This is a genomic window from Kitasatospora sp. NPDC057940 (genome assembly GCF_042887425.1).
Classification (GTDB): Bacteria; Actinomycetota; Actinomycetes; order Streptomycetales; family Streptomycetaceae; genus Kitasatospora.
Window position 1 is genome coordinate 174,821 of record NZ_JBHVPH010000002.1, and the last position, 14,923, is coordinate 189,743.

Below are 14,923 nucleotides of genomic sequence, written 5' to 3' on the forward strand. Positions count from 1 at the left end.
ATCGCAACGCTCCATCGACACTTCGGAGGACCCGTGCCCATCGCACCCACCCCGAGTACGCCCGCCCTCGGCGGCAGCCGCTGGAACACCTTCCCCGCGGCCGGCACCGCCCTGACCGCCCGTGAGTTCTTCACGGCCACCGAGCCGCTGCTCCAGGGCGTCATCGATGACAACGCCCTCACCGCCGCCGACGGCGAGGTGCTGGAGACCCAGATCCGCGCGACCCTCGCCCTCGGGACCCGGGAGACCTCCCTGCCGCTGGCCGTCGGCCCGGGCAGCGCCCCGGCCGCTCGCGAACTGGGCGCGCAGGCCGAGGAGATCGGCCGTGAGCTCGCCTCCTGGGCCGCCGCGGCCCTGGAGCGGCTGCTCGCCGACCGGATCGCGCTGCCCGCCGGCCCTCTGGTCGTCCGCAGCCACTGCTACGGCCACCTGCTCACCCCTCCCGCGACCGACCTGCTCCTCGGCCGCCGTGGCGGACCCGTCACGATGCAGCTCTACAACGAGTGGCTGCACCAGGTCGTCCTGCTGCGAGACGCCCTGCTGCCCTTCACCAACTGGCAAGACGTCCCGCTGCTGATCACTCCGACCGGGCTGCGGCACATCGAACCGGCCCGGGACGCGTTCCTCACCGAACTCCTGGTCCGCCAGATCCGGCACACCAGCATCGTGGCCTTCGCCCGCCACACCGTCACCGGGACCCCCATCACCCCCGGCACCCCCAGCCCCTCCGGTCCGGCCGGCTACGGCTTCGAGGCGAGCGGCGGCACCGCCCTGCCGGCCGTCCTCGACCAGCCGCCCCTGACCGCCCCCCGGTACCTGCTGACCTGGCGCCCCGACCCGGCCGCCGACGAAACCGTCACGCACGTCGCCGAGGTGCGGGACTACTACGCCGCGCCGCGCACCCTCGTCGAACACCTGCCGCCCGCCACCGCCGCACCGGGGCCCCACACCGGCCGCATCACCGGCCGCATCGTCGCCGGGCCGGTCGCCGACGGGGCCCGCACCGCCACCATCGAGCTCACCCACGACGGCGCCACCGCCCACGTCGACCTCGGCCAGGCCCTGCGCGGCCACCGCTTCGCCCACCGGCCGAACAGCGCCACCAGCGCCGACACGCTGCCCGCCGACGCACCGGCCGCCGACCCGCCCGCCGCCACGGACGTGTGGACGGCCCTGCGCGCACCGGGGCTGGTGTGGACGGAGGCGGGCGACGCCGCCCTGGACGCCACCGGCCAGGGCGACCTCGTCGTCCTGGCCCTGCTCGGCCGCCTCTACCCGGAGAACGTCACCCTGCACCCCGCCGACCGTCCCGTCACCCACCCCACCGACCATCCCACCGACCGGGCAACCACCTCCGGCAACGGCCCGAGCCGGCTGGTGGCCCGGATCGACCCGCCGCAGACCAACTGACACCCGCTCCACCTCGAACGGACCGCCCCTCGGTAGCCGACGCCCAGCCGCCGAGGGGCGGGTACAGGTCAGCCGGCCCGGTACCGGGTGGCGAGTTCGGGGCTCTGCGCGCCGAACGCCGCCAACTCGGCCCGGAAGGCCGCGTCGAGGACGCTCGCGTCCTCCACCCCGTGCGCACAGACGACCTCACCGAGTTGCAGGCCGCACAGCACCGCTTCTCCGGACTACGGATGTCGGCCGAGTGAGGGCATGATCCCGGCGCAATTCGGCTTGTCTCCTGTGCGGTGGCGTTCCACGTGCCGGGGGCCGGCGGGGTCGTACCGCTAACTGGACTGTCACAGCCGTCGTCCATGCTGTCCGCCATGAACGAGGACTCCTTTTGGCAGCTCATCAACGAGTGCAGGCCCACCGGGGCCGATCCGGATTCGGAACAGCTCGCCGCCGCTCTGGAGGCCAGGCTGATGAACGGCCCGCTGCCAGCAGTCGTGGGATTCGCCGAGCAGCTTTCCTGGGCCCTGTACCGACTCGATCGCAAGGAGTACGGCACCGGGGTGTCGGGTGATGCGTTTCTCTACACCCGCGCTGCCGTCGTGGCCGCCGGTCGAGACGAGTACGAGGCGGTGCTGAACGACCCCGCCCTGTTCCTGCCGTACGCAGACGGCTTCATCTGGGCTGAGCCGCTGCTGTACGTCCCGGACACCGCCTACCAGAGCCTGACTGGCCGTGAATGGGATCGCGACACCCGCTACGACTATGAGTCGTACTCCAACACGGAAGGTTGGGCGGATTAGGACCTCTCTTTCGGATCTTGTCGAATCAGCCCGGCATCGGGCGGTCGGGAAGACCGGAGTGAGCACGCCTGAACGTCTGCGTGGAACGGGAGAGGAGCCGGCGTCGACTGGCTGATCGGCTTCTGGACGCGAGGTCAGCCGTGGTACTCGAAGTCCGCGATGCAGAAGCAGGCTGCGCTGACCGAGGTGTCCCCTGCCCGCTCCGCCCGTGCCCACACCTGGGAGTCGCCCGGGCCGATGTCCCCGCCGCAACCCATGCGCAGGTCCAGGCCTCGGTCCTGGATGTAGCGGATGATGTCCGCCTCGACGGCGGAGGGCTTGCGGCCGATCAGTTCGATGCCGTAGAGGGACACCAGGGGGCCGCTGCGCCCGTGGACGCTCACCCGGACCAGCGCGGAACCCCTGCCCGCCTGCGACGCGTAGGAGTAGTGCGCGCTCACCCCGGCCCGGGCGTAGTACTCCTTGCTCACGTGCCACTCCTCGGGAGTGCCCTGGTCCTCCCAAGGGCTGCCCACCGGGAAGGGGTGGTGGCCCCGGCTCTCGGCCGGCACCTCGCCGTCCAGGGCGGCCGACACCTGCTGCGGACTCATCCCGAAGCGCAGCGGACCGACTCCCTCCAGCGGGGTGCAGTACCAGCGCGGCCGGTCCTCGGCGTCTGCCACCAGCCACGGCCCCGCATCGGCAGGCTCCTCGTGCAGCCCGGGCCGGTCGCCGACCGGCCCGGCGTTCCAAAGGTCTTCGGCCCATTCGGGGCCGGTGGCCAGGAGGCCGGTGATCATCGTGTCCCGGCGCTGCGGGTGCCCCTCGGGGGCCAGGCCCCATTCCTGCGCGACGTCCAGGGAGACGCCCCAGGCCGGCACCTCCGCCTCGCCGTACCGGTTCACCCTCGCCTCGGCCCGCTCCTCCAGGGCGAGGCGGCGGAGGTCCGCGCTCGCTTCGGAGGGCGTCCTGGCGACCAGTTCGACCTCCCCCAGACGCACCAGCGGGCCACCCACGGCGCTGATCGCCACCGCGGCCAACCGCGGGCCCGGCCCGTAGAACGCGGTAAGCCCGGGCTCGTCGTAGCGCTCGCCGGCCATCCGGCCGGCCTCGGTACTCCAGCCGCCCTGGAACCTGACGGAGTCGCCCTTCTCCCCCAGCGCGTCCTGGACCTGCTGCGGGTCCATCCCGAACCGCAGAGGCCCCACTCCCACCAGCGGGTCCAGCACCCACCGCTGCCGGTCCCCCTGCTCCCTGTTCCACCAGGCCACGTGCCCTCCCGACCGGCTCTACCGATGACCTTTCCGGTCACCCTAGGCGCGTGCGCCGACAACACCGCAACCACCCGACTCCGTACAGGGCGAACCGACCAGCCTGGCTTTGTTCACGAGAACGGGTTCTGGCAGAGTTCTGTGGCAGCTCACGTTGCGTGAGTGTTGATCTTCTTGGCTGTCCTCGTGAGGTTGCCTGCAAATCGTCGGGTGCCGTCGTGCTGTCGCTGACACTTCTGGCCCGTGAACGAGGTGCTGGTCCGGCTGGAGGCGTTGCTGTTTCCGGCGGTCGCGGACGTGAGGGTGCTGTCGGTCGATGTGGACGGCGAGGTGATTCGGGTCGAGGTGAGGTCCACGGCAGTCGGGGCGTCGTGCCCCGGCTGCGGAGTCCGATCGAGTCGGCTTCACGGCTCCTACCTGCGCTCTCCCACGGACACGCCGAGCGTGGGCCAACGGGTGCTGTTGCGTCTGCACGTCCGCCGGTTCGTCTGCGCCGGCGCGTCGTGCGAGCGGCGGACCTTCGCCGAGCAGGTGCCGGGCCTGACCCGGCGGCACAGCCGGTGGACGGAGCGGTTGCGAACGGCACTGACCAGCATCGGTTTGGCGCTGGCCGGCCGGGCCGGCGCCAGGCTGGCAGACACCCTCGGTGTCTCGATCAGCCGCAGTGCCGTACTGCGACTCATCCACGCACTGCCCGAACCACAGCCGCCGTCTCCGCGGGTGGTCGGTGTCGACGAGTACGCGATGCGCAAGGGCCGCGTCTACGGAACCGTGCTGATCGACATCGAGACGAGGCGGCCGGTCGACCTGCTGCCGGACCGGGAAGCGGCAACGGTCGCCGCCTGGCTCGCAAGGCATCCCGGCATCGAGGTCGTCTGCCGCGACCGGGCCCGTTCTTCGCCGAAGGCGCCCGGACCGGCGCCCCGCAGGCTGTCCAAGTCGCGGATCGGTGGCACCTCTGGCACAACGTCAGCGAGGCCGCCGAGCGATGCGTCTCCCGCCACCACACCTGCCTGCGGACCGTCGTTCCCGAACCGGACCAGCAGCCCGAGGAGGAGACGTCCAACGCCGACCAGCCACCCAAGTCGCACTGGCCGACCGGCCACCGCTTCGCCGACCGCACCCGGAGCACCCACGCCACCATCCACACCTACCTGGCCGCCGGCCACAGCCGACGAGCCATCGCGCGCCAACTCGGCATGACCTACCGGACCGTCAAGCGATACGCCGACGCCACGACGCCGGAAGAGCTGTTCAAGGGCCAGTGGCAAGGCAGGCCGAGCAAGCTCGACGAGTTCAAGCCCTACCTGGACCAGCGATGGTCCGACGACGGCTGCACCAACGCCTGGACACTCTGAGAGGAGATCACCGCGCGCGGCTTCCGCGGCAGCTACCAGACCGTGCGGGCCTACATCTGCCCCAAGCGGACCTCGACCCAGCCCGTCCAGCCCCGGCCACCGTCACCGCGAACCGTCGCCGGATGGATCCTGCGACGCCCCGACAACCTCCCCGAAACCGACCACCTCCAGCTCAAAGCCGTCCTGGCCCGGTGCCCCGAACTCGACGCCCTCACCGGCCACGTCAGGTTCTTCGCCCAGATCCTCACCGGGCGCGAGGGCGAGCGGCTACCGCAGTGGCTCGAAGCGGTCCGACGCGACGACCTCCCCGGTCTCCACACACTCGCAGCCGGACTCGAACGCGACCTGGACGCCGTGATCGCCGGCTTGACCCTGCCCTGGAGCTCCGGCGCGGTCGAAGGCCACGTCAACCGCATCAAAATGCTCAAGCGCCAGATGTACGGCCGCGCAGGCTTTGATCTCCTTCGGAAACACGTCCTGCTGGCAGGGTGACTCCTTGCCGCCTGCTCCAATTCGTGACGATCATGGTCACATGACTCATGAGCAGGAGCGGGACGACATAGCCCACGCGGACCGTGGAAGGCGGCCGAGTTGGACCGAGGAGATAGCCCTTCAGACGGTCGACTCAGCTGGTGCCATTCGCCATGTCACCGTCTACATCGGCGCCCCCTCCGCTGCCCTCATTACGCTCATCGATGCCGATTCATGCACGGAGATCAGCGGTGCTGACTACCTCGACTGCCTTACCCAGGCTCGGCGGCAGCTGGAGCAAGAGGGACGACGGCTCTGCTGCCAGGGGGCCCGCCCCAACGTGCACCCGTCGGGACAGCTACGACAGTTCACAAACGGACGGGAGGCATACGTCCACCCATCAGACGCCGCAAGCGGCATTTCTGAGACCGTCGACATATTCGCGCCGGCACTCCCTGAAGATGTCGTCCGGCTGGACGAACAGCGGGCGGCAATCCTGGCCTCCTGGAACGCCCGGAGCAGAACCAACCCGATCTGAACACACTTGCCGTTCAGTCACTGAGCGTGCGCCTCAACAGAACTCGTGCCAGAGCCACAATTCAGACGACACCTGCCAATGGCGACCGAGCCAGGCTACGCCGGTGCGCCAGTCGGAGACGGCGAATTGGGCGACCTCCCCTTGGGCCGACGGACGGATCCGTCTCCGGCGCGAAGCCACTCGGGTGCCCACCAGGTCCCACCAGGTCCGTCCACGAGTGGCCGGGGCGAGACCCCACCGGTCAGCCATGTGACCCCGCGGTCACGGCGGTCGCGACGGTCACCACGGGACGGGGCCCTCCTCCTCGAAGAAGCCTCCGGTGGGGCCGTCGGGGGCGATGCCGGCCATCCGGACGATGATCTTGGCGCACTGCTCGGCCGACACGGCGCCGCGGGGGTTGAAGTCGGTGGCGGCGGACCCCGGGTGGACGGCGTTGATCCGCATGGTCGGGAAGGCGTTGGCGTACTGGACGGTGATCATGTTGACCGCGCTCTTGGACGAGCAGTAGGCCACCATCGGGAAGGTCGCCTCAAGGCTGGCGGGGTCGCTGCAGCGGGTGAGGGAGCCGCCGCTGCTACTGACGTTCACGATGACGGGGTGGTCGGCGGCCTCCAGCAGCGGCAGGAAGGCGTGGGTGACACGGACCAGGCCGAAGACGTTGGTCGCGTAGACGCTCTCCATGTCGTCGGCCGTGTACTCGCCGGCCTGCTTCCAGGCGCCCGAGATCCCGGCGTTGTTGACCAGGACGTCGAGCCAGCCGGCTTCCTCGCGGATCAACCGCGCGGCGGCCTGGACGGACTCCTCGCTGGTGACGTCGAGCTGTACGGCTCGGGCGCCGATCCGCTCGGCGGTTTCCCGGCCGCGCTCCAGGTCGCGTGCCCCGAGGTAGACGGTGTGTCCGGCCCCGGCCAGTCGGCGGGCGGCCTCCAGGCCGATCCCGCGGGTGGCTCCGGTGATGAGTGTGGTCGTCATGGGGTGCTGTGAAGGCGTCGGGCTCCTCGTGTGTGCGGGGCTCCTCACGCCTTCACCTCCTTTCCGGGTGGGTGGAACCGCACGGTCGCGCCGTGTGCGTTCCTACGGTGTGCTCAGGGCTGTGAGCCGTTGCCTGCTCTCCTCGTCGGCGGCGGGCATGACCGCGAGGAACTGGTCGCGTTCCTGGGCGACGGTGAGGACCTGCCAGTCCAACCGGACCTCGCCGACGACCGGGTGCAGGATGCGCTTGCTGCCGAAGCTCCTGCCGGAGACCCGGTACGTGGTCCACCAGTGCTGGAAGTCGGAGTCCCCGGCGCTCAGCTCGGCGACCAGTTCGGCAAGCCTGGGGTCGCTGGGGTAGCGGCCTGCGTCCATCCGCAGGTAGGCGACGCACTCCCCCGCCGACAGGTCCCAGTCCGGCACGCGCTCGCGCGTCCGCGGGTCGAGGAACGTCAGCCACAGATAGTTGCGGTGTTCCTCGGGGACCGAGGCGAAGTCGAGCAACAGCTCGGCCGCGAGGTCGTTCCAGGCCAGGACGTCCATGAACCGGCCCAGGACCACGGCGGGCGTGGTCCGCAGGTCGGCCAGTACGGCCAGCACCGCGGCGGGCACGACCTGGTGCCGTGAACGCCGCTGGCGGCGGGCCGGGGCCAGGTCGGCCAGCTGGCGCAGGTAGTCACGCTGGTCGTCGTCCAGCAGCAGGGCGCGGGCCAGTGCGTCCAGGACGCTGCCGGACGGTGCGGGCAGCCGGGCCTGTTCGAGGCGGGTGTAGTAGTCCACGCTGATCCCGGCCCGCCCGGCCACCTCCTCCCGGCGCAGCCCGGCCACCTTGCGGGACCGTTCGTACGCGGGGAGTCCGACCTGTCGGGGGGAGACCTCGGCGCGCCGGGCACGCAGGAACGTGGCGAACTCCCGGCGCTTGTCGTTGTTCGTGCTCACACCGGCCACTGTGCCAGGGCGCCGCGCGAGCCGGGAGGACATGTTTTTCCCTGGAAGAACGTGTCCCCCAGCCCCGGCGCGCGGCAGCGGCCATGGATGGAACGGCCTGCGGCAGGACGGTCTCAGGCACGACGAACACCCCCGCGCCCGCCGGGACGGCCGACGGCCCGGAGTGCGGTCAGGGCATGGGGACGGCTTCCAGGCAGGGGTGGATGGTTCCGTACTCGGCCGGAGCGGCGAGGACTTCCGCGGTGGTGCCCCGGATCTGGACGCGGAACAGGCCGGTGGCGTCCTCGTAGACGGGCTCGTGCGCGGGGCCCAGTTGGTCGGTGAGGTGCACGATGACGGTGTGCGCTGCGGCGTGGGCGCCGGGCGCGCCGGGCAGGGCGATGGCGTAGCGGCGGACGGGGTCCATGGTTCTCGGCTTGCGGTGGTGCGGGGTGGCCCGCGTGCGGTCAGGGAGCTGCGTTCTCGGTGTGCGGGGGGTCGGCGGGGCGTTCGGCGGCTGCGGGGCGTTCGGGGACGGCGGGGGTGAAGAGTCCGGTCGTCTCGGTGATCGCGAGCAGGCGCTCGACCTGGGTGCTGGCCGCGGTGATCGCGAGGGTGCGGCCGGTGCGGTGCGCGGTGCTGCGCAGGCCCAGCAGGAGGTTGAGGCCGGAGCTGTCGCAGAAGGGGACGGCGGACAGGTCGACGTCGAGCCCGGTACCGCTGGCCCGCAGCGCGCGTCCGAGGGTCTCGTCCAGGCCGCCGACGACGTCGAGGTCGATCTCGCCGCGGACCGTCGCACGGACCCGGTCCCCTTCGACGGCGAGCCGGACCAGCAGGCCCCTGGCGACGTGCAGGTCCGTGGACAGGCCCCCATCGACCGGGGGCGGCGCGGGGGGTGGAGGAGTCGGGGTCGGGGCAGCGGGGCGCGCCACGGGCGGCTTACCGCGCATGGTCTCTTCTCCTGCCTGTGAGCCACGGGACGACATCTCCAGCGTCTGCCGAATCCCTTCTCACGTCAACCGATACGTGAACGGGAATTCGTCAATGGCAATGCGTGCAATCGGGTTCGGTAGTGCGTGCCGTCGGCGCGTCGTCGACGTGCCACCGGCGGCGCGGTCAGCGCAGCAGGACGGCCAGCAGTTCCGCCAGCGTCGGACCGCTGTCGGCGGGGTGGCGCAGCTGCTTGCCGTCGATGACGCGGTAGACGTTGGAGCGCCCGACCCGGTGGTGGCTGAGGTAGCCCGCCTCTTCGAGGTCGACGATGATCCGCTGGACCGCTCGCTCGGTCAGCAGGCAGCTGGTCGCGATGTCACGCACCCTGATGCCCGGGTCCCGGGCGATCTGCACCAGGACGCGCGCGTGATTGGTCAGGAACGTCCACTGGCGCCCGATGGCCTGCTGTTCTTCCACGCCCTCAGGATAGGGCGGTCGCGTTGGCTGGGACATGAGAGGAATTCGCGTGCTCCTTCCCGCTTTTCGTGGTCGCGGCGGCGCACCGCCGTCAGCCCTCGATCGCGTTGGCGATGCGGTGGAGCACGCCGCCACTGGACGGGCGGCGCGGCGCGGTCTCGCGCATGGCCTGCATCCGCTCGCCGATCTCCTGGAGTTCCTTGCGGCCGAGCGCGGCCCGGACCATCGGGAACCAGGAGCCCTCCTCCTGCTCGATGTGCCGGTCGACCGCGTCGATCAGGACGGCGGTCTTGGCGTCGTAGCCCTCGTCGCCGGGGCTCATCCGGCTCAGCTCCTCGCAGAGCAGGTCGGCGACGTGGTGTTCCTGCCGGGCGCGGTCCATGTCCTCGGCGAGGCCGGGAACCTCCTGGCGGATCCTGGGGTAGACCAGTTCGTCCTCCAGGTAGGTGTGAACGGTCAGCGCCTCGACGATCCGCTCGACCGTCTCGTGCCGCGCGTTCCCCCCACCGCCCCCGTCCCCGTCCCCGTCTCCGGCGGCGAGTTCCCGGTACTGGCGGAACAGGCGGCGGACTTCCTTGTGGTCCTCCCTCAACAGGACGATCGCATCGTTCGACATTGCTCGTCTCCTCACTCAGAGGCTTCCCTCCCGACTCCGGCGTGTCCCCCGATGCCCCTCGGTCAAACACCGTGCGCACACACCGTGCGCAAACGCCGTGTGCAAACTCGCGCGCGGTTTGCCGGGCCACCCATCGGGCAGCCGCCCCGCCGACACGAGCCGGGGGCCGACGGCCCGGCCGCCCCGCGCCGTTCCCAGGACGGAGATCGCGACATGCCCACCAACCCCGAGACCCCCCAGCCCGAGCCGCCCGCCGGCCCCGGCCCCGGCCCCGACCCCGACCCCGACGCCACGGACACCACCGACGCCAAGGACGCCGCACTCGACGCCTTCCGCGCCCCGGACCCGGACGGCCCGCTCACCACCGACCAGGGCGTGCGCGTCGACGACACCGACAACTCGCTCATCGTCGGCGACCGCGGCCCCACCCTGCTGGAGGACTTCCACCTCCGCGAGAAGCTCACCCACTTCGACCACGAGCGCATCCCCGAACGCGTGGTGCACGCCCGCGGCGCCGGCGCCTACGGCTTCTTCGAACCGTACGAGTCGCTCGCCGGGTTCACCTGCGCCGACTTCCTCCAGGAGGCCGGGCGCCGCACCCCGGTGTTCGTACGTTTCTCGACCGTGCAGGGCCCGCGCGGCTCCGCCGACACCGTACGGGACGTCCGCGGCTTCGCCACCAAGTTCTACACCCGGCACGGGAACTACGACCTGGTGGGCAACAACATGCCGGTGTTCTTCATCCAGGACGCCGTCAAGTTCCCGGACTTCGTCCACGCGGTGAAGCCCGAACCGCAGAACGAGATCCCCACCGGCGCCTCCGCGCACGACACCTTCTGGGACTTCTGCTCGCTCCAGCCCGAGTCCACCCACATGCTGATGTGGGTGATGTCCGACCGGGCCATCCCGCGCAGCTACCGGATGATGCAGGGCTTCGGTGTGCACACCTTCCGCCTGGTGAACCGGGACGGGCGCGGCACGTTCGTCAAGTTCCACTGGCGGCCGCGGCTCGGCGTCTGCTCCCAGGTGTGGGACGAGGCCCAGATCACCGCCGGGCGGGATCCGGACTTCCACCGCCGGGACCTGTGGGAGGCGATCGAGGCGGGGGACTTCCCCGAATGGGAGCTCGGTGTCCAACTGGTCACGGCGAAGGACGAGTTCGCCTTCCCCTTCGACCTGCTGGACCCCACGAAGCTGATCCCGGAGGAACTGGTGCCGGTGCGCCCGGTGGGGCGGATGGTCCTCGACCGCAACCCGCAGAACTTCTTCGCCGAGACCGAGCAGGTGGCCTTCCACACCGCCAACATCGTGCCCGGGATCGACTTCACCAACGACCCGCTGCTCCAGGGCCGCAACTTCTCCTACCTGGACACCCAGCTGATCCGCCTGGGCGGCCCCAACTTCGGCCAGCTGCCCGTCAACCGCCCGCTGGCCGACGTGCGGACCAACCACCGCGACGGCTACGGCCAGCAGGTCGTCCACCCGGGGACGAGTTACGCACCGAACTCGGTGGGCGGCGGCTGCCCGTTCACCATGGGCGGCAGCCACCTGCCGGAGGGGGTGTTCCAGCACTACCAGCAACGGGTCAACGGCAGGGCGATCCGGCGGCGCAGCCCCAGCTTCGCCGACCACTACAGCCAGGCCGCGCTGTTCTGGCGCAGCATGGCGGGCTGGGAGCAGCGGCACATCACCGCCGCGTTCGCGTTCGAGCTCGGCAAGGTGGGCGACGAGGAGGTGCGGCTCCGGATGGTCGGCAACCTGGTACGCGTGGACCCGGGCCTGGCGGCGGAGGTCGCCCGACGCATCGGCGTGCCCGAGCCGGAGCCGGCGCCCGAGGACCGGGCGGCAGCGAAGGGCGGCGAGGTAGCGGGCCCTCGGGTCTCCCCCGCGCTCAGCCTGGAGAATCTGCGCGGAAGCGGCATCCGTACCCGCAAGGTCGCCGTGCTGGCCGCGCCCGGGGTCGACGGCGGCCAGGTGCGGGCCGCGCACGAGCGGCTGGGCGCGCAGGGCGCCGTGGTGGAGACGCTGGCCGCGCACGGAGGTCACGTGGCCGCCCGTGGCGGTGACCCTCTGCCGGTGGACCGCCCGCTGCCCACCACCGCCTCGGTGCTGTACGACGCGGTGGTGGTTCCGGACGGCGCCGGGCCCGCGCTGGCCGCCGATCCGGACGCCGTCCGCTTCCTCGCCGAGGCGCTGCGCCACGGCAAGCCGGCGGCGCTGCTCGGTTCCGGCGTCGAACTGGCCCGGGCGGGCGGTCACGACGCGCCCGGGGGCCTGGCCGGCGTCGCGCTCCACGACCCGCAGGAGTCGGCGGATCCGGCCCTGTGGGAGGGCTTCGCCCGGCTGGTCGAGCAGCACCGCTTCCCGGAGCGCTGACACCGCGCCGACACCGCAACGGCGGCCCCGGCCCGAACGTCCGGGCCGGGGCCGCCGCCAGGGGGTGCGGTCAGGGGCGTGAACAGGTGACGGGGCTCAGCCGGGGGTGATCCGGCCGCGCCAGGCGCCCTGCTCCCGGCCCTGGTCCTCGATGAAGTCCTTGAAGCGCCGGAGGTCCCCCTTGACCCTGCGGTCGACCATGCCCAGCATGTCGCCGGTCTTCTCGGCCATCCCCTCCGGCTGGAAGTTGATGGCCAGGTTGATCCGGGTGTGCCGGTCATCCAGCTCCTGGAAGGTGACGACGCCCTTCTGCCGCACGTCGCCGTCCGTCGTGCGCCAGGCGATCCGCTCATCGGGCAGCTGGTCGATGATCTCGGTGTCGAACTCGCGGGTGACGCCGCCGATGCTGGTCCGCCAGTGGTTGTGGCGCTCGTCCAGCTGGGTCACCGCGTCGACGCCCTCCATGAAGCGCGGGAACTCCTCGAACTGGGTCCACTGGTTGTACGCGGCGTGCAGCGGCACGTCGACGTCGACCGTCTCCTTCACCATGCTCATCTGGGGCCTCCTCACGTGTGCGGTGGCCGAGTCCTTCCCGGCCGCCCGCGCGCCTGCCCGCTGCGCCGCGCCCTAACCCACCCGGACGCCGCAGCACCGGCCACCCGGCCCGGCACCGGCGCTACGACGCGCGGCGGGCCTGGACCACGGCGCGCCCGGCCAGCGCGCCGCCGTAGACGGTGTAGCCGACGCCGATCAGCCACGACTGGACGATCAGCACCGTCCCGACCGTCCCGTAGGAGACCGCGTTGGACACCAGCAGCGGCGCGAAGACCAGGCGCGAGAAGAGCCGCAGGCCCGCCAGCGCCACCATGGTCGCGACGGCTCCGGGCAGCAGCTGCCTCGTCGGGACGCGTCCGGCCAGCAGCAGGTGCTGGAGCCACCAGAACAGCAGGAGGCCGCCGACGGTCGAGACGGCGATGCGGAAGGAGGGCTGGACGGACGAGTGGTGCCAGGGCATGCCGCTGGAGGCGGCCAGCACGATGTACCCGATCAGCCCGGCCAGGCCGAGGGTCTGGCGCCAGACGGCGTGCCAGGGGCCGCGGTCGAGCTCCCACACCCGCTCGTACACGCCCTGGACGGACGCCATCAACGAGACCCCGAAGACCGCCAGCGCGGCCAGGCCGAAGCCCGTGGTCGTGCTGAGCACCTGGCCCCGGGAGGCGAAGAGCCGGTGGACGGCGTCGGCGCCGGGCCCGCTCAGGCCGAGGCCGTCGGTGATCCACTCGGAGATCCCGCTGCCGCGCGCGGGGAAGGCCGCCGCGATGACGATCAGCAGCGGCACCAGGGTCACGAAGAAGAGTGCCGCGAAGGCCATCGAGCGCTGGAGCAGTTCGATGGTGCGGCCGTGTTCCCACACACCGACGACAGCCGCCCGCAGGACCTGCCACCAGCTGCGGGCGATCTCCGCCAGCCGACTGCGGCGGTGCACGCCGCTCAACCCAGGAGGCCACACGGCGACGACGGCGACGGGGACCGCCACGGCGGGGACGGCGGAAACGGCTGGGACTGCTGGGACGGGGACGGCGACGGTCGGTTCACGGCCACTGGATCCTCGCTCTGCTCGACGCCCACGGACGGACCTGCCCCGTCAGAATGCCACCGCGAGGGGCGCGTCCGGCGCTCCGGCGCCGCGACCGGCGTCCGGCGCCGCCGGGTGGCCGCGCGCGGACACCGCTCCTCCCGGACGCGGACGCGGAACACCCGCCCGGCAGGCGCCGGCCAGGCCGTCAGCTCGCGGGCAGCCGCAGGTCACACCACACCGTCTTGCCCGGCCCCGACGGGTGCCAGCCCCAGCGCAGGGTGAGCCGGCTCAGCAGGAACAGGCCGAGGCCTCCCGGTTCGTCCGGGGGATGCGGGGGCCGGGGCAGCGGCGGGCGCGGGCTGGAGTCGCTGACCTCGATCCGCAACCGGCCGGTGGCACGGATCAGGAGCAGCGTCCCGGGCTCGCCGGCGTGGCGCAGGGCGTTGCCGACGAGTTCGGAGACCAGCAGGACGGCGTCGGCGACCAACAGCGGGTCACCGACGTCGGCCAGGAACTCGGCGGTGAAGGCCCGGGCGTCGGCTGCCGCCCCGGGGTGGGCCCGCAGCGGCAGCCGCTGCGCCTGCGGCCTCGTGGGGAACGGGCGTCCGGGGGAAGGCCGTGGTCCGGTCATGCGGTCGCGTCCTTCCCCGGCCCGGCGAGGGGCCCGTGGTCGTCGTGGGATCGGCTGCGGGGGCGTCGCGACGCCTCCGGCGCCTCAGTGACCGAACAGCCTCAGTGACCGAACAGGTGACGGTGCCGGCCGCCGCGCGGGGGCTCGGCCGGCAGGCCGGCGTCCCGGCCGCCCTCCTGGGCGGCGCGTTCCTCCGGCGGCGCGGGCTGCTCGCCCTCGTCGGACCGGAGGGTCCGCTCGGGCGGGTCCGGCCGCACCACCGCTTGGGACCGCTGGGGGACCGCCCGGTGCGCGCCCGGCCGGACGTGGCGTCGGGACCGCCGGGCCGTCATCATCATCAGGGCCAGGCCCAGGCAGAAGAGCAGGGCGAGGGCCAGCCCGGCGAGGAAGATGCCCAGACTGCTGAGCGCCGGCAGGTGGATGCCCAGCACCGTCGCCTGGTAGTCGGGCCCGCCGGAGAGGTTGTCCGCGATCAGCAGTCCGGCGAAGGCACCGGCCGCCGCCATCAGCAGGAGTCCTAGCAGCAACATGGGGAATCCTCTCCGTCGTTCGGTTCCGGTCGCCCCCGCAGGGCCGCGCCTACCCGGGCGGGCC

19 protein-coding genes are annotated in these 14,923 nt (G+C 71.9%); 7 read left to right on the forward strand and 12 right to left on the reverse strand.

Features of this window, described 5'->3' with window-relative positions:
* Nucleotides 1-33: 33 nt before the first annotated feature.
* Nucleotides 34-1,410 (forward strand): hypothetical protein, encoded by a 1,377-nt coding sequence (locus ACFVTF_RS04305; RefSeq protein ID WP_387808763.1) that lies wholly within the window; start codon nucleotides 34-36, stop codon nucleotides 1,408-1,410.
* Nucleotides 1,411-1,478: 68 nt separating this feature from the next.
* Here the strand turns inward: ACFVTF_RS04305 and ACFVTF_RS04310 are convergent, their stop codons facing one another.
* Nucleotides 1,479-1,622 carry a hypothetical protein gene (locus tag ACFVTF_RS04310; RefSeq protein WP_387808766.1) on the reverse strand — a complete coding sequence of 48 codons (144 nt, stop codon included), beginning with the start codon at nucleotides 1,620-1,622 and terminating at the stop codon, nucleotides 1,479-1,481.
* 150 nt (nucleotides 1,623-1,772) lie between these two features.
* Here ACFVTF_RS04310 and ACFVTF_RS04315 point away from each other — a divergent pair, with 150 nt between their 5' ends.
* Nucleotides 1,773-2,201, forward strand: coding sequence for a DUF4240 domain-containing protein (locus ACFVTF_RS04315; protein WP_387808769.1), 429 nt, complete (start codon nucleotides 1,773-1,775; stop codon nucleotides 2,199-2,201).
* 134 nt (nucleotides 2,202-2,335) lie between these two features.
* Here ACFVTF_RS04315 and ACFVTF_RS04320 read toward each other — a convergent pair whose 3' ends face one another.
* Nucleotides 2,336-3,451, reverse strand: a complete 1,116-nt coding sequence (locus tag ACFVTF_RS04320) for a hypothetical protein (RefSeq protein ID WP_387808771.1) — start codon at nucleotides 3,449-3,451, stop codon at nucleotides 2,336-2,338.
* Nucleotides 3,452-3,694: 243 nt separating this feature from the next.
* Between ACFVTF_RS04320 and ACFVTF_RS04325 the strand changes: the two genes are divergently transcribed.
* Genes ACFVTF_RS04325 through ACFVTF_RS04340 form a run of 4 tightly spaced genes read left to right on the forward strand, consistent with a single transcriptional unit; the run spans nucleotide 3,695 to nucleotide 5,818 of the window.
* Nucleotides 3,695-4,654 (forward strand): ISL3 family transposase, encoded by a 960-nt coding sequence (locus ACFVTF_RS04325; protein WP_387808774.1) that lies wholly within the window; start codon nucleotides 3,695-3,697, stop codon nucleotides 4,652-4,654.
* A complete protein-coding gene (locus ACFVTF_RS04330) occupies nucleotides 4,651-4,809 on the forward strand; it encodes a hypothetical protein (RefSeq protein WP_387808777.1) in 159 nt (52 codons plus the stop codon). The genes ACFVTF_RS04325 and ACFVTF_RS04330 overlap by 4 nt, the downstream gene beginning before the upstream one ends.
* A 42-nt stretch (nucleotides 4,810-4,851) precedes the next feature.
* A complete protein-coding gene (locus tag ACFVTF_RS04335) occupies nucleotides 4,852-5,301 on the forward strand; it encodes a transposase (RefSeq protein ID WP_387808780.1) in 450 nt (149 codons plus the stop codon).
* 40 nt (nucleotides 5,302-5,341) lie between these two features.
* On the forward strand, nucleotides 5,342-5,818 hold the full coding sequence (locus ACFVTF_RS04340) for a hypothetical protein (RefSeq protein WP_387808783.1): 477 nt from the start codon (nucleotides 5,342-5,344) through the stop codon (nucleotides 5,816-5,818).
* 279 nt (nucleotides 5,819-6,097) lie between these two features.
* Here the strand turns inward: ACFVTF_RS04340 and ACFVTF_RS04345 are convergent, their stop codons facing one another.
* From ACFVTF_RS04345 to ACFVTF_RS04370, 6 genes are all read right to left on the reverse strand, one after another.
* Nucleotides 6,098-6,790: an SDR family NAD(P)-dependent oxidoreductase gene (locus tag ACFVTF_RS04345; RefSeq protein ID WP_387808786.1), complete on the reverse strand. Its 693-nt coding sequence runs from the start codon at nucleotides 6,788-6,790 to the stop codon at nucleotides 6,098-6,100.
* 102 nt (nucleotides 6,791-6,892) lie between these two features.
* Nucleotides 6,893-7,729: a helix-turn-helix domain-containing protein gene (locus ACFVTF_RS04350; RefSeq protein ID WP_387808789.1), complete on the reverse strand. Its 837-nt coding sequence runs from the start codon at nucleotides 7,727-7,729 to the stop codon at nucleotides 6,893-6,895.
* 178 nt (nucleotides 7,730-7,907) lie between these two features.
* The gene (locus ACFVTF_RS04355) at nucleotides 7,908-8,144 is read right to left on the reverse strand and encodes a DUF6296 family protein (RefSeq protein ID WP_387808792.1); all 237 of its coding nucleotides are present in this window, start codon (nucleotides 8,142-8,144) and stop codon (nucleotides 7,908-7,910) included.
* A 40-nt stretch (nucleotides 8,145-8,184) separates the two neighbouring features.
* Nucleotides 8,185-8,667, reverse strand: coding sequence for an STAS domain-containing protein (locus ACFVTF_RS04360; RefSeq protein ID WP_387808795.1), 483 nt, complete (start codon nucleotides 8,665-8,667; stop codon nucleotides 8,185-8,187).
* A gap of 166 nt (nucleotides 8,668-8,833) precedes the next feature.
* Nucleotides 8,834-9,163, reverse strand: coding sequence for a helix-turn-helix transcriptional regulator (locus ACFVTF_RS04365; RefSeq protein ID WP_387808798.1), 330 nt, complete (start codon nucleotides 9,161-9,163; stop codon nucleotides 8,834-8,836).
* Between the two features lie 55 nt (nucleotides 9,164-9,218).
* Nucleotides 9,219-9,743, reverse strand: a complete 525-nt coding sequence (locus ACFVTF_RS04370; protein ID WP_387808800.1) for a hemerythrin domain-containing protein — start codon at nucleotides 9,741-9,743, stop codon at nucleotides 9,219-9,221.
* Nucleotides 9,744-9,956: 213 nt separating this feature from the next.
* Between ACFVTF_RS04370 and ACFVTF_RS04375 the strand changes: the two genes are divergently transcribed.
* Nucleotides 9,957-12,119 (forward strand): catalase, encoded by a 2,163-nt coding sequence (locus ACFVTF_RS04375; protein ID WP_387808803.1) that lies wholly within the window; start codon nucleotides 9,957-9,959, stop codon nucleotides 12,117-12,119.
* 96 nt (nucleotides 12,120-12,215) lie between these two features.
* On the opposite strand, the gene ACFVTF_RS04380 is transcribed toward ACFVTF_RS04375, so the two are convergent.
* The 4 genes from ACFVTF_RS04380 to ACFVTF_RS04395 form a co-directional block, all read right to left on the reverse strand.
* A complete protein-coding gene (locus tag ACFVTF_RS04380) occupies nucleotides 12,216-12,674 on the reverse strand; it encodes an SRPBCC family protein (RefSeq protein WP_350878726.1) in 459 nt (152 codons plus the stop codon).
* Nucleotides 12,675-12,795: 121 nt separating this feature from the next.
* A complete protein-coding gene (locus ACFVTF_RS04385; RefSeq protein ID WP_387808806.1) occupies nucleotides 12,796-13,605 on the reverse strand; it encodes a YhjD/YihY/BrkB family envelope integrity protein in 810 nt (269 codons plus the stop codon).
* 298 nt (nucleotides 13,606-13,903) lie between these two features.
* The gene (locus ACFVTF_RS04390) at nucleotides 13,904-14,329 is read right to left on the reverse strand and encodes an ATP-binding protein (RefSeq protein ID WP_387808809.1); all 426 of its coding nucleotides are present in this window, start codon (nucleotides 14,327-14,329) and stop codon (nucleotides 13,904-13,906) included.
* 101 nt (nucleotides 14,330-14,430) lie between these two features.
* A complete protein-coding gene (locus ACFVTF_RS04395; protein ID WP_387808811.1) occupies nucleotides 14,431-14,859 on the reverse strand; it encodes a hypothetical protein in 429 nt (142 codons plus the stop codon).
* Between the last annotated feature and the right edge of the window lie 64 nt (nucleotides 14,860-14,923).